Genomic DNA, 12,152 nt, shown 5'->3' with positions numbered 1-12,152 from the left:
TGGAAGGTGGGGGCAAGAACCTTTCTCTTTTGGTTGATGGGGGCAGCCCTTCTCGGCCCCCCTCCTTGCCCCAGCTCTTGGTTCGTCGTGGTGTCGTGCGCAGCGAGTCGCGTCCGGCCGGCGGCCTCAGGACGGCGACCGGGCAATGGCCTCAGGACACCTGGGACATGTTCAGCGCGTAGGCGCTGCTCACTCCGCGGGCGGCGTGACGCACGTGCGACTCGATGCGCCGCCAGCTCGTGCCGTGGGGCGGGCCCGACGCAGAGATGGCGGCGACGACCCGTCCCTCGACGATGACCGGGGCGGCGACGCAGGTGAGCCCCAAGGTCCCTTCCTCCCGGTCGTAGGCCACCCCGGCTTCACGGATGCGGCGCAGCTCGCGCACGAAGCGGCCCGGCTCCGTGATGGAGTTGCGGGTGCGGCGGGGCAGGCCTGCCTCGACGACCGCACGGACGGTCGCGCCGTCACTGAAGGCCAGCATCGCCTTGCCCAGGCCGGTGCAGGAGGCCGGGAGCCGGGCTCCGGGCACCGTCACCAGACGCACGGGGTTGCCCGCGTGCACCTTCTCGACGTAGACGATGTCGGTTCCCTCGAGGATCGCCAGGTGCGCCGTCAGGCCGGTGTTGATGTGCAGCTCGCTCAGGTCGTGGATGGCCACGTCACGCAGGCCGTGCGGGCGACAGAAGCCGACCCGGCTGCCGAGCTCGAACAGGGACAGGCCCAGCCGGTACTTGGCCCCCGACCGCGCGACGAATCCGGCGCGCTCGAGGTCACCGAGGAGCCGGAAGGCCGTGGACTTCGGCATGCCGGCCCGGCGGGCCAGCTCACTGACGCCGAGCTCCGGGATGGTGCCGCGGAACGCGGCCAGCAGCTCCAGCGCCTTGCCCACTGACGTCATCTGCCGGTCGTCGCACTCCGGGGAGACGTCCTGCAGCGGGCTTCGGACGGAAACGGTCATCGGTTCTCCTTCGCCACGACACCTCGTCGTCGAGATGCGCTCGTCGTCACAGTCCCAGCCGTTCGGCTCAATGGGACGTGCGTCCCATTATGCGGAACTCTGCAGAGAGGTGGAGGAGTATTCCGCATGGTGAGGCAAAGCAGTTCCCGGGGCGCCGACGCGTGTCACCGTCATGTTCCGAAGGACGGCACGAGACGCATCCGTGATTGCCACAGGCGTGGCGATCATGACTGCGGCGAGGTCGCCGACCTGCCGACGTCAACGTAGACGAGATGACACCGGGCCCAGCGGGCGCCGAGTAAGGAAACGATCATGGTCACAACAGGTAGAACCCGCCGGGCGGTTGTCGCGCTCGTCGCGATCACCTCGGTCAGCCTCGCCAGCGCCTGCAGTTCCGGTTCCCAGGCCGCGACCGGCACGGGCGGCGGTGTCGAGAAACCGGACATCTCCGTGGCGGTGTTCCCGAGCTTCAACGCCTTGGGCGCACAGGCGGCCAACGCCGACGGCACCTTCAAGGCCGAGGGCCTCAACGTCACGCTGACCAAGGTCGCGACGCCGGCCGAGGGCATGCCCCAGCTGCTCGGCGGCAAGGTCCAGTTCGCGCTCATGGACATGACGGTCCCGGCGGTGGCCCGCAGCAAGGGCGTGCCGCTCGTGCTCGTCGCGCCGGGCGCCAAGGGCACGCCCCCCAAGGACGGCTTCGGAGTCGGCAACCTCTGGGTGAGGGCCGGCAGCCCCATCAAGACGATGAAGGACGTCCAGAATGCCACGTTCGGCATCCCTCAGATCAACAGCCAGATCTGGGTGGACATCCGCTCGGCGGTGGACGAGGCGGGCGGCGACTCCTCGAAGATCACGTTCGTCGAGGTGCCCAACACCCTGTCGGCCCTCAAGGCCGGCAACGTCGACGTCACCACGACCTCCGAGCCGGCCGGGACCGCGGCCCTCGGGGACAGCTCCATCCACCGGCTGGCGGGCTACACCGCCGCCGGCGCGGACCTCGCCTACGCCTACGTCACCACGAAGGAATTCGCGCAGCAGAACCCCAACACCGTCAAGGCGTTCGAGCAGTCGATCCTCAAGGCCAACTCGGCAGTGAACGCCGACCCGGCCAAGCGCGTGCAGGTCGCCTCGACCTACGTGAAGGCGCCCAAGGCGCTGCTCGAGAAGGCGCACTACCCGGAGTTCGGCACGGAGCCGATCAGCCCGTCGTCGGTGCAGACGGCCCTCGACCGCCTGGTCAAGTACGGCCTGCTCGAGCAGGCCAAGGCCCCCAAGGCGGCCGACCTGATCGTCGCCGGCCAGTAGATCGCAGCGGCCCGGGAAGGAAGGAGACTCGCGATGGCGCGATCGGAACCCCAACGCGCGAGCGCCGGCTGGCGCCTGTCCCGGCAGGTGGCGGCGGTCCTCATCGCCCTCGTCATCTGGCACCTGTTCGCCGTCGGCCCGGGTCGGGCAGCAGACGTCCCGACGCCGTGGCTCACCCTGACCACGGCGATGGAGATGGCCAGGACGGGTGACTACTGGACCGCCGTCGGCAACACGCTGCTCACGGCGAACCTCGGGCTCCTGCTGTCCATCCTGGTCGGTGTGCCGCTCGGACTCATCAACGGGTCCAGCCGCAAGGTGGCCCTCAGCTCCCAGTTCGTCGTCGACTTCGGCCGGACCATCCCGGGGGTGGCCATCCTGCCGCTCGTCCTGCTGCTCTTCGGCGGCACCCGCGCGATGGCCCTGATCCTGGTCATGTTCGGCGCCGTCTGGCCGATGCTGGTGCAGTCCACGTACGCCGTGCAGCAGGTGTCGCCGCAGCTGCGCCAGGTCAGCGCGGCGTTCCACCTGAGCCTCACCGACCGGATCAGGACGGTCTACCTGCCGAGCGCCATGCCCTTCCTGACCACGGGGCTGCGCATCGCCGCGACGATCAGCCTGCTCCTGGCCATCTCGGCCGAGTTCCTCGGCGGGACGGACGGCCTGGGACGCAACCTGTTCAACGCCCTGACGGTCAACAACCCCGACGAGATGTTCGTGTACGCCTTCACGGCGTCCCTGCTCGGGGTCGCGCTCAACCTCATCCTGCTCGCCGCGCAGCGTCGGATCCTGTGGTGGCACCCCTCCCAGCGAGAGAGAGCCTGACATGAAGTCGCTGCGCTCGAAGGTCCTCTGGGAGATCTGGCTCCCCGTCCTGCTCCTCGTCATCTGGTGGGTCGCCAGTGCGAACAGCACGTCGTTCTACTTCCCGCCGCTCGCCACGATCCTCACCGAGTTCAAGGCGCTCTGGATCTTCCAGAACGTGCCCACGGAGATCGTGCCCAGTGTGGGTCGGCTCGCCGCCGGCTTCGCCATCGCCATCGTCGGCGGTGTCGCTCTCGGCCTACTGCTCGGCTCGGTCCGCGCGCTCGAGGAGGCGGTTCGCCCGATCATCGAGTTTCTCCGGGCCACCCCCGGTGTCGCCATGCTGCCCATCATGATGCTGCTGCTCGGCATCGGGACCCCGATGAAGATCGCCATCATCGGGGTGGTCAGTGCGTGGCCGGTCCTGCTCAACACCATCGACGGCGTCCGCTCCGTGGAGCCGGTGCTGCGGGACGTCTCGAGGAGCTACCGGCTCTCGCCGTGGGACCGGATCCGCTTCATCATCCTTCCGACCGCGACGCCCCAGGTCTTCGCCGGGGCCCGGACCGCGTTGGCGATCGGGGTGGTCGCCATGGTGATCTCCGAGATGGTCGGCACCCCGGGCGGCATCGGCTACTTCATCCTCAACTCGCAACGCGAGTTCGACATCCCCGCGATGTGGACGGGCATCATCGCCCTGGGCATCGTCGGTTACCTGCTCAACAAGCTCTTCGGCCTCGTGGAGAACCGGGTCCTGAGCTGGCACAAGGGCATGATGGCCCACCACGAAGGAGGCGGCTCATGAACGAGACCGATGACCAGAGCGCAGCGTGCGGCACCGTCCTGGAGGTGACCGGGCTCGGCCACTCCTACGGACAGCACACGGTCCTGCAGGGACTCGACTTCGCCGTCGCCAAGGGCGAGTTCCTCTGCATCGTCGGTCCCTCCGGCGCCGGCAAGACCACCCTGCTCCAGTGCCTGACCGGCCTGCGCAAGCCGACGGAGGGTCGTGTCGTCTTCGAGGGCGAGGTGGTGCGCGACACCCCACGCGGCATGGCCGTCGTCTTCCAGGACTACAGCCGGTCCCTCATGCCCTGGCTGCGTGTCATCGACAACGTCGCCCTGCCGCTTCGCTCGGCGGGCGTGCCGAAGAGCGAGCGGCTCGAGCAGGCACGGGCGGCGCTGGCCGAGGTCGGCCTCGCCGACTCCACCCACGCCTACCCGTGGCAGCTCTCCGGAGGCATGCAGCAGCGCGTCGCCATCGCGCGCGCGCTCGCCTTCCGACCCCACGCCATCGTCATGGACGAGCCGTTCGCCTCGGTCGATGCCCAGACGCGTGCCGACCTGGAGGACCTCGTCATCCGGCTCAAGGAGCGACTCGGCATCACCGTCGTCCTCGTCACCCACGACATCGACGAGGCCGTCTACCTGGCCGACACCGTCCTGGTCCTGTCGGGCAAGCCGGCCAGCGTCGCGGCGCTCATCCCCGTCGACCTGCCGGCGCCCCGGGACCAGCTCGCCACCAAGGCGCTGCCGGCCTTCGCCGAGCTGCGCAGCCGCGTCTACACCCTGATCCGCAAGCCACCCTCCGCGGGTGCCGAGCAGCCGGACGACGAGCGCGACGTCGCGCCGGTCAGCGCGGGCACGGGGGCGTGACGGACCCCCGCGACCACGTGCTGACTGCAGCCGGGGCCCAAGCCTTGGTGCAGTCGGTGCTGGAGTCCGCTGCGCAGCTCCGGTTGCGGGTCAGCGTCGCCGTCGTCGACGAGCGCGGCTTCGACCTCCTCGTCGTGCGCGGCGACGGGGCGAGTTGGTTCACCCCCGAGGTGGCCCGCACCAAGGCGCGGACCGCGGCAGTGTTCGCCCGCCCCTCGGAGAGCCTCTCCGAGCTGCGCGCGGCGCATCCGGACCTGTTCGTGCTGCTCGGCGAGGGGCTGCCGTTCAGCCCCACGCCCCTGCCCGGCGGCCAGCCCGTTCGCCAGGGCGACCGGCTCATCGGCGGGCTCGGCGTCAGCGGTGCCAGCCCGGACCAGGACGTCCGTCTCGCGGAGGCTGCTCTGCCGGCTGTGGCGCTGCCCGGGGAGCGCTCCGGCCAAACGTCCCGCCCGCCGGGACGACAGCCTAGGTAGGGCTCGCCCGGCGGACGAGACTGGGGCGCGCGGGCCGCCAGGTGGTGGCCCCACCACCACCACACGAGGAGACACCGATGACTCAGCTCGACACGACGGTGGCTGTGGGTGACGACACCATCGACCCGGCACTGTTCCGCGAGACCCTCGGGCACTACCCGACCGGCGTGGCCGTGGTCACCGGGATCGCCGAGGACGGCACGCCGGCGGGCATGGTCGTCGGCTCGTTCACCTCGGTCTCGCTGGACCCGCCTCTGGTGGCGTTCCTGCCGACGCGCGAGTCCGGTAGCTTCGCCAAGTTGCGCACGGGAAAGACCTTCTGCGTCAACGTGCTCGCCTCTGACCAGGAGCAGACCTGTCGCCGGTTCGCCTCACGGGCGCCGGACAAGTTCGAGGGCGTCGCGTGGTCACCCGCCCCGGCCGGGGCGCCCATCCTGGACGGGGCGGTCTCGTGGATCGAGTGCACCTACGAGGACGTCCTGGAAGGCGGGGACCACTACATCGTCCTCGGACGCGTCCGCCACCTCTCGGTGGCCCGGCCCTCGCTGCCGCTGCTCTTCTTCCAGGGAGGCTACGGGCGCTTCGCGCCTCCGTCGCTCGTCGCGCCGTCACACCCCGACCTCATCCACGCGGTGCGGCTGGCAGAGCTGGCGCGGCACGACATCGAGCAGCTCAGCGCCGAGCACGGCGTCGACTGCGCGGTGCTCGCGAAGGTGGGCGGCGACGTCGTGTTCGTCCTCACCTCCAACCAGTCGCAGGAGCGGACCACGCCTTCCGTCGGGCACCGGGTGCCGCTCGTCCCGCCGCTCGGTTCGGTCTTCCTGCGCGATGCCTCGGAGGAGGACGTGCAGGAGTGGCTGGCGCGTGCACCGGGACAAGGGGCTGCCACGGTCGAGACGTTCCGACGCAACCTCGACCGGGTTCGCGAGCGCGGCTTCTCGCTGTCGCTCATGCCCGACCCGACGGTGGACCGCATCTCGTTGATGTCGGACTACTCCTCGACAGATCGACTGCCGAAGCACGAGCGGCTCATGAAGCAGATGATCGCCGACACGGCAGCCCTCTACGAGCCCGACCTCGACCCCGAGCAGACCTATCACCTGCACTCGATCGTCGTTCCCGTCCCGGGGCCGGCCGACACGCCCCCCATCGCGATGCGGATGTCCGGCCTCCCGGCCGGCGCCGCGACCGGTCAGGTGCAGCAGTGGGTCGAGGCGCTGTCCCGGGCTGCGTCCTCCGCTGCCGCGAGGTTGTGCCGATGATCGGCCCCACGTCCCCGGCATTCCGCCATCTGGCACGGTTCGCTGGTCGGGCCGGCGCCGAGGACAGAGCATGACGACCAGACAACGTGTGATGAAAGGACCAACGATGGATGCACGCGTCAAGGCCCTCGGGTATGCCGTGGTGTCGAGTACCGACCTGCAGGCCTGGGAGCGCTTCGGTGCCGACCTGCTCGGCCTGCAGGTCGCCCAGCGCACCGAGGACCGACTCACCCTCCGGATGGACCAGTACGTCCACCGCGTGGACATCCGCCGCTCGGACAGGAACGGTGTCATCGCACTCGGGTGGGACGTGGGCAGCCAGTGTGCCCTCGAGGAGATCTCGCAGCGGCTGGAAGCGGCCGGCTACGAGGTGACCCAGCGCGATGCCCAGTCGGCGGCCGAACGCGGCGTCGACGGGCTGGCCAGCTTCCGCGACCCCGACGACAACTACGACGTCGAGCTGTTCTGGGGGCTGCGCAACGCGACCGAGCCGTTCGTCTCCCCGATCGGGGCGACCTTCGTGGCGCGCGAGCTGGGCCTCGGGCATGCCTTCCAGGTCGTGCGTGACGAGCAGACCTACCGCCGGCTGTACTTCGACCTGCTGGGCTTCCGTCTCAGCGATCACATCGACATGCCCGGGGGAGTCACCGGCGTCTTCACGCACTGCAACCCGAGGCACCACTCGTTCGCGTTCGCAGCAGCGCCCAGCCGGCCCGTCGGGGTCGGTCACCTCATGTTCGAGATCGACGACCTCGACGTTCTCGGCCGCAACTACGACAAGGTCCTCGCCGGAGCGGCCCCGATCCTGTCGACCTTCGGAAAACACACGAACGACAAGATGATCTCCTTCTACGTCCGGTCACCCTCCGGCTTCGGGATCGAGTACGGCATCGACGGCATCCTCATCGATGACGAGACCTGGCTTCCCACCCGCTACGACGTGGCCCACTACTGGGGACACCAGCGCACCCCGTGACCAGATCGACGAAAGGAGCGGCCATGGCCGTCCTGGACGACATCGAGCAGATCGCGGACCTGCTCGAGACCAACGCAGCAGCAGCGGAGGAGCTGGGGCGACTCACCGACGAGTCCGCATCGGCACTGCGGGCGTCGGGCGTGATCCGCATGCTCCAGCCCAAGGACTTCGGTGGGCTGGAGTCGCACCCTGTCGACTTCTTCCGTGCCGTCCTCGAGATCGGGTCGCACGACCCCAGTGCGGGATGGGTCGCCGGAGTCGTGGGCGTTCACCCGCACGAGCTGGCCCACGGTGACCGCCGGGTTCAGGCGGAGGTCTGGGGAGAGGACCCGGACACCTGGGTGGCCTCGCCCTACGCGCCGATGGGCCGGGCCAGGCCGGTGGACGGCGGCTACGTCTTCAACGGGCGCTGGAACTTCTCGTCCGGAACCGACCACTGCCAGTGGGTCATGATCGGTGGCCTCGTCACCGACCAGGACGGCAACGTCGCCGAGCCGGACGCGGTGCACTTCCTCCTCCCACGCCCGGACTACGAGATCGTGCAGGACTCCTGGGACGTCATGGGGCTGCGCGGCACGGGCAGCAAGGACCTCGTGGTGCGCGACGCCTTCGTCCCGGCATACCGCACGATCGAGACGAAGGGCGTGACCGAGGGCACCGGGGGCAAGGACCCCAGCCGCGAGTCGGTGCCGCTGTTCCGGATGCCGCGCAACGTGATGTTCTCGGGAGCCATCACGACGGCCACCCTGGCGATGGCCAAGGGCACCCTGGCCGCATATGTGGCAATGACCCGTTCGCGGCAGGGGCGCGGCGGTCGGGCGGCCCTCGACCCGTTCCAGCTGTCGGCGATGGGCGCGGCGGCCGCGGACATCGACGCGAGCGTGCGTCACGTGCTCTGGGACGTCGAACGCGTCTTCGAGATGGTGTCGCGCGGAGAGGTCGTGCCGCTCGAGCTGCGTGCCGAGGTGCGTCGCAACCAGGTCCAGGCGAGCCAGCGTGCCGCCGCCGCCGCCGACAGCGTCTTCCGGCTCAGCGGAGGAGGGTCGCTGCACCACAGCGGCGCCCTCCAGCGTCGGTGGCGTGACACCCAGGCTGCGCTGCACCACGTCCAGAACGGGTCCGGACCGATCTTCCAGGCCTACGGTCTCAACCTTTTCGGCCACCCGATCCCGGGCCACGTGAAGATCTGATGTCCACGACCGTTCCCGCTGCCGCGGCGACCGTCCCCGTCACCGCCGAGTCGACGAGCCGCTTCGTCGACGCCGGCGGCGTCCGGGTGCACTACCACGAGGCCGGGTCTGGCCCCGTGCTGCTCTGTGTCCACGGCGGCGCCCCGGGGGCCTACGGCTGGGGCAACTTCGGGGCCAATGTCCCCGGCCTCGCCGAGCGCTTCCGGGTGCTCGTGGTCGACCTCCCGGGCTACGGCCGTTCGGACAAGCCCGAGATCAGCGGAGGCCGGTACGCCTTCTACGCGAAGGTCTTCGCCGACATGTTGGCCACCCTCGAGATCGAGTCCGCCCACGTCCTCGGGATGGCCACGGGTGGCGCCGCGGCCATGATGCTGGCCATCGAGCACCCCCAGGTCGTCGACGACCTCGTCCTCGTCAGCTCCGCCGGGGGGCTCCCCCTGTTCACGCCCATGCCGTCCGAGGGTCAGAAGCTCATCCAGTCCTACTACGGCGGCGACGGGCCCTCGCGCGCGAAGATGCGGTCCTACCTCGAGATGATGATGCACGACACCTCGTCGATCACCGAGGACCTGGTCGAGGAGCGCTACCTGGCGAGCGTCGAGCCTGAGTTCATGACGGGCGCGCCCGAGGGCCGCGGCGCCCAGAACCGCCCGGTCACCGAGCAGGTGTGGCGCGACGTCGACCGCATCCGCGCACGCACGCTCGTGGTCTGGGGGCGCGACAACCGCGTCCAGGGCTACGACAACGCGCTGTTCCTGCTCAACCGGATCCCGGACGTCCAGGTGCACGTGTACGGGCGGACGGGTCTCTGGGTGCCCTTCGAGCGGACCGGCGAGTTCAACGCCCTCGTGGTCGGCTTCCTCGCCCCCTCCCGCGACGACCGTTGACCTCCGGCCCGGCGCGGCGTCCGGCCTCGCCCGGGGTGGTCGCTCGACGAGCCGGGGCCCGGGCCCCCGTACCTCTTGACAGCCGAGAGAGCCCGCCTCTACCGTTCAGCATATTGGAATAGCGTTCCGAATAATGGGAGGCAGACGATGGGGTCTGGAAACCTGCTCGACGGCGACCACAAGCGCTCGGTCCTGGGGCGAGCGTTCGACATCCTCGACTGCTTCGGTGCCGAGACCCCCGAGCAGACCATCGCGGGAGTGTGCTCCCAGACCGGGCTCCCGCCGGCGACGGTCCACCGGATGCTGGCGCACCTCGTCGAGTGGGGCGCCGTCGAGCGCGCGTCCCGCGGCCGCTACCGGCTCGGTCGCCGACTCTGGCGGCTCGGCTGGGGGGTGCCCGAGGTCCGCCGACTGCGCGACGTGGCACGACCGTTCCTCGTCGACCTCTACTCGGCCACCGGCGCCCCTGTCGCGCTGTGGTCCCGTGACCGCGACCACGCCATCCTGAGCGACCTCATCTGCGGCCACCAGGCGTCGGGCTCCTGGCAGCCCGATCGGCGAGTCCCGTTGGCGCAGGGGGCGGGTGGCCTCGCCATGCTCGCCTACCTTCGTCTGGACGAGATGGCGGACGAGCCGGGCGGGCCGCTCGGTGACGGCAGCGACTTCGTGCTGCGTCAACGGCTCGGCGACGTCCGCCGCCTCGGGTATGCCGTGAGCCGCTCCAGCGTGCAAGAGGAGGGCATCCTGATCGCTGCCCCGGTCTTCGACGAGGACGGTCAGGTCCGTGCTGCCGTGTCGGTCAGGCTGTCCTCGGAGCCCCTGAGCCCCGCCGCGCTGGCTCGTGTGGTCGTCGAGGCTGCCCTGCTGACCTCCCGCGGCCTCGGGTACCGGGGTCTTGGTCGTCGGGGCGGTCTGCAGCCCGTGCGTCGATACGCCTGAGACGTCCGGTCACCCGCGGACGCTGCTGCTGCATACCCTTTGACCGTCGACCTCGGGCGGCCGTCGCGCAGCGTCGGTTGCCGCGGGCGGCAGCTGCCCGCCGTCGGCGGAACCTCGACAGAAGGAGCACCACCGATGTCAGTGTTGGTCAAGACGACCCAGGCGATCGACAGCCTCGCGCGGGCCGGGCGACCGATGCGTCTTGCCGAGGTGGCCGAGGACCTCGGACTGCCCAAGTCGTCGGTCCATCGACTTCTGACGGAGCTGACAGAGCTGCGGATCGCACGTCGCACCTCCGAGGGGCTCTTCGCCCTGGGCCCGCGGCTGCTCTCCTGGGGCGCCAGCGCAGCCGACTCCTTTGTGATCCGCGGGGTCGCCGAGCCGTGGATGCACCGGCTGCGCGACTCCACGGGCGAGAGCGTGCACCTCTACATCCGGCACGGCTCCCATCGCGTCTGCCTCGCCTCCGTCGAGGGACGGGCGGCCCTGCGTCCCGTCGTTCCCACCGGCGGGCAGCAGCCGCTGGGGATCGGGTCCTCCGGCAAGCTGCTCCTCGCCTTCGCGCCCGCCTCGGTGGTCGAGGAGGTCCGCGCTGAGGCGAAGAAGAACCGGAGGCCGATGCCCGACGACGAGGAACTCGCCATGATCCGGGAGACGCACTGGTCGGTCTCCATCGACGAGCGCGAGAAGGGGCTCAGCGGCGCCGCGACCTCCATCCGTGGCAGCGACGGTGAGGTGGTCGCTGCCCTCAGCATCTCGGGATCCTCCACCCGACTGACGCTGCAGCGGTACGCCGAGGTCAAGGACGACGTCCTCACCATCGCGAACGAGATCGGGGCAGCCGTCGGCGGTCGTGCGGAGCGACCCGCCTGAGGGGCGTTCCGGTAGGTGCGAGGAGCTCTGCCGGGGGCGTAGCCGGGCTCGCAGGATGAGCAGGAACCACCTGCCTAGTCCCAAGGAGCGCCATGAGGATCGCCCGTTTCGACGATGACCGCATCGGTGTGGTCGTCGGTGAAGGCGTCGTCGACGTGACGGACGCGCTGGAGCTCAGCGCGGGGGAGTGGCCGCCAGTCGGGATGAACCGGCTGATCCGCGACTTCCCGATCGTCCGCCCGGTGCTGGCCCGGGCGGCTGCCCGGGGAACCGTCCACCCTCTCTCCGAGGTCACCCTGCGCACACCGGTGCCCTGGCCCAACAAGGTGATCGCCTTCCCGGTCAACTACCACGACCACGGCAGGGAGATGCAGGCGCAGTACCGCGCCGACGTGCAGGGGTTCTTCCTCAAGCCGCCGTCGTCGCTCTCCGGAGCCGGGGAACCGGTCGTCCTGCCCGCCCTCACCGGCCGGGAGGTCCACCACGAGTCCGAGCTGGCGATCATCATCGGTGCCGGGGGGCGCGACATCCCCCGCGCCGACTGGCAGGCCCACGTGTTCGGCTACGCCTGCCTGCTCGACATGGTGGTGCGCGGTCGCGAGGAGCGGGTCTTCCGCAAGGCCTACGACACCTTCTGCCCCGTCGGTCCGTGGATCACGACGGCCGACGAGGTCGGGGATCCCACCCAGCTCGGGATGCGGCTCTGGGTCGGTGACGAGCTGCGCCAGGACGCCAACACCCGTGACCTCGTCCTCGACATCCCAGGGATGGTCGAGATGGCCTCGGCGGTCATGACCCTCCACCCCGGGGACATCATCGCGACCGG

At 70.0% G+C, this 12,152-nt stretch carries 13 protein-coding genes; 12 read left to right on the top strand and 1 reads right to left on the bottom strand.

The genetic code is table 11. The features are described from left to right. Positions 1-151: 151 nt before the first annotated feature. Complete coding sequence (locus ACR9ZK_RS17445; RefSeq protein WP_481343219.1) at positions 152-958, bottom strand: IclR family transcriptional regulator; 807 nt, start codon at positions 956-958, stop codon at positions 152-154. Positions 959-1,270: 312 nt separating this feature from the next. On the opposite strand from ACR9ZK_RS17445, the gene ACR9ZK_RS17440 reads away from it, so the two are divergent. From ACR9ZK_RS17440 to ACR9ZK_RS17385, 12 genes are all read left to right on the top strand, one after another. Continuing rightward, a complete protein-coding gene (locus ACR9ZK_RS17440) occupies positions 1,271-2,266 on the top strand; it encodes an ABC transporter substrate-binding protein (protein WP_481343218.1) in 996 nt (331 codons plus the stop codon). A gap of 33 nt (positions 2,267-2,299) precedes the next feature. Next, complete coding sequence (locus ACR9ZK_RS17435; protein WP_481343217.1) at positions 2,300-3,091, top strand: ABC transporter permease; 792 nt, start codon at positions 2,300-2,302, stop codon at positions 3,089-3,091. 1 nt (position 3,092) lies between these two features. After that, a complete protein-coding gene (locus tag ACR9ZK_RS17430; protein ID WP_481343216.1) occupies positions 3,093-3,875 on the top strand; it encodes an ABC transporter permease in 783 nt (260 codons plus the stop codon). Continuing rightward, positions 3,872-4,726: an ABC transporter ATP-binding protein gene (locus tag ACR9ZK_RS17425; protein ID WP_481343215.1), complete on the top strand. Its 855-nt coding sequence runs from the start codon at positions 3,872-3,874 to the stop codon at positions 4,724-4,726. Before ACR9ZK_RS17430 ends, ACR9ZK_RS17425 begins: the two co-directional genes overlap by 4 nt. Further along, on the top strand, positions 4,723-5,199 hold the full coding sequence (locus tag ACR9ZK_RS17420) for a GlcG/HbpS family heme-binding protein (protein ID WP_481343214.1): 477 nt from the start codon (positions 4,723-4,725) through the stop codon (positions 5,197-5,199). The genes ACR9ZK_RS17425 and ACR9ZK_RS17420 overlap by 4 nt, the downstream gene beginning before the upstream one ends. Before the next feature lie 77 nt (positions 5,200-5,276). Then, positions 5,277-6,461, top strand: a complete 1,185-nt coding sequence (locus ACR9ZK_RS17415; RefSeq protein WP_481343213.1) for a flavin reductase — start codon at positions 5,277-5,279, stop codon at positions 6,459-6,461. A 106-nt stretch (positions 6,462-6,567) separates the two neighbouring features. After that, on the top strand, positions 6,568-7,437 hold the full coding sequence (locus ACR9ZK_RS17410) for a VOC family protein (RefSeq protein ID WP_481343212.1): 870 nt from the start codon (positions 6,568-6,570) through the stop codon (positions 7,435-7,437). A gap of 23 nt (positions 7,438-7,460) precedes the next feature. Then, the gene (locus ACR9ZK_RS17405; RefSeq protein WP_481343211.1) at positions 7,461-8,627 is read left to right on the top strand and encodes an acyl-CoA dehydrogenase family protein; all 1,167 of its coding nucleotides are present in this window, start codon (positions 7,461-7,463) and stop codon (positions 8,625-8,627) included. Then, positions 8,627-9,514 carry an alpha/beta fold hydrolase gene (locus ACR9ZK_RS17400; protein ID WP_481343210.1) on the top strand — a complete coding sequence of 296 codons (888 nt, stop codon included), beginning with the start codon at positions 8,627-8,629 and terminating at the stop codon, positions 9,512-9,514. The genes ACR9ZK_RS17405 and ACR9ZK_RS17400 overlap by 1 nt, the downstream gene beginning before the upstream one ends. Positions 9,515-9,661: 147 nt before the next feature. After that, a complete protein-coding gene (locus ACR9ZK_RS17395) occupies positions 9,662-10,453 on the top strand; it encodes an IclR family transcriptional regulator (protein ID WP_481343209.1) in 792 nt (263 codons plus the stop codon). A 135-nt stretch (positions 10,454-10,588) separates the two neighbouring features. After that, the gene (locus tag ACR9ZK_RS17390; protein ID WP_481343208.1) at positions 10,589-11,326 is read left to right on the top strand and encodes an IclR family transcriptional regulator; all 738 of its coding nucleotides are present in this window, start codon (positions 10,589-10,591) and stop codon (positions 11,324-11,326) included. Between the two features lie 92 nt (positions 11,327-11,418). Beyond that, positions 11,419-12,152 (top strand): fumarylacetoacetate hydrolase family protein (locus tag ACR9ZK_RS17385; protein ID WP_481343207.1); only part of this gene is annotated, 734 nt, incomplete at its 3' end.

This window comes from Monashia sp. HAY1-5C, assembly GCF_056755255.1.
The sequence above is the reverse complement of the archived record's forward strand: the minus strand, read 5'-3'. Positions and strand labels throughout refer to the sequence as shown.

Coding starts and splice junctions, on each gene's coding strand:
- ACR9ZK_RS17445 (WP_481343219.1), bottom strand. CDS start 958: ATGACCGTTTCCGTCCGAAGCCCGCTGCAGGACGTCTCCCCGGAGTGC.
- ACR9ZK_RS17425 (WP_481343215.1), top strand. CDS start 3,872: ATGAACGAGACCGATGACCAGAGCGCAGCGTGCGGCACCGTCCTGGAG.
- ACR9ZK_RS17430 (WP_481343216.1), top strand. CDS start 3,093: ATGAAGTCGCTGCGCTCGAAGGTCCTCTGGGAGATCTGGCTCCCCGTC.
- ACR9ZK_RS17410 (WP_481343212.1), top strand. CDS start 6,568: ATGGATGCACGCGTCAAGGCCCTCGGGTATGCCGTGGTGTCGAGTACC.
- ACR9ZK_RS17440 (WP_481343218.1), top strand. CDS start 1,271: ATGGTCACAACAGGTAGAACCCGCCGGGCGGTTGTCGCGCTCGTCGCG.
- ACR9ZK_RS17415 (WP_481343213.1), top strand. CDS start 5,277: ATGACTCAGCTCGACACGACGGTGGCTGTGGGTGACGACACCATCGAC.
- ACR9ZK_RS17400 (WP_481343210.1), top strand. CDS start 8,627: ATGTCCACGACCGTTCCCGCTGCCGCGGCGACCGTCCCCGTCACCGCC.
- ACR9ZK_RS17405 (WP_481343211.1), top strand. CDS start 7,461: ATGGCCGTCCTGGACGACATCGAGCAGATCGCGGACCTGCTCGAGACC.
- ACR9ZK_RS17395 (WP_481343209.1), top strand. CDS start 9,662: ATGGGGTCTGGAAACCTGCTCGACGGCGACCACAAGCGCTCGGTCCTG.
- ACR9ZK_RS17390 (WP_481343208.1), top strand. CDS start 10,589: ATGTCAGTGTTGGTCAAGACGACCCAGGCGATCGACAGCCTCGCGCGG.
- ACR9ZK_RS17435 (WP_481343217.1), top strand. CDS start 2,300: ATGGCGCGATCGGAACCCCAACGCGCGAGCGCCGGCTGGCGCCTGTCC.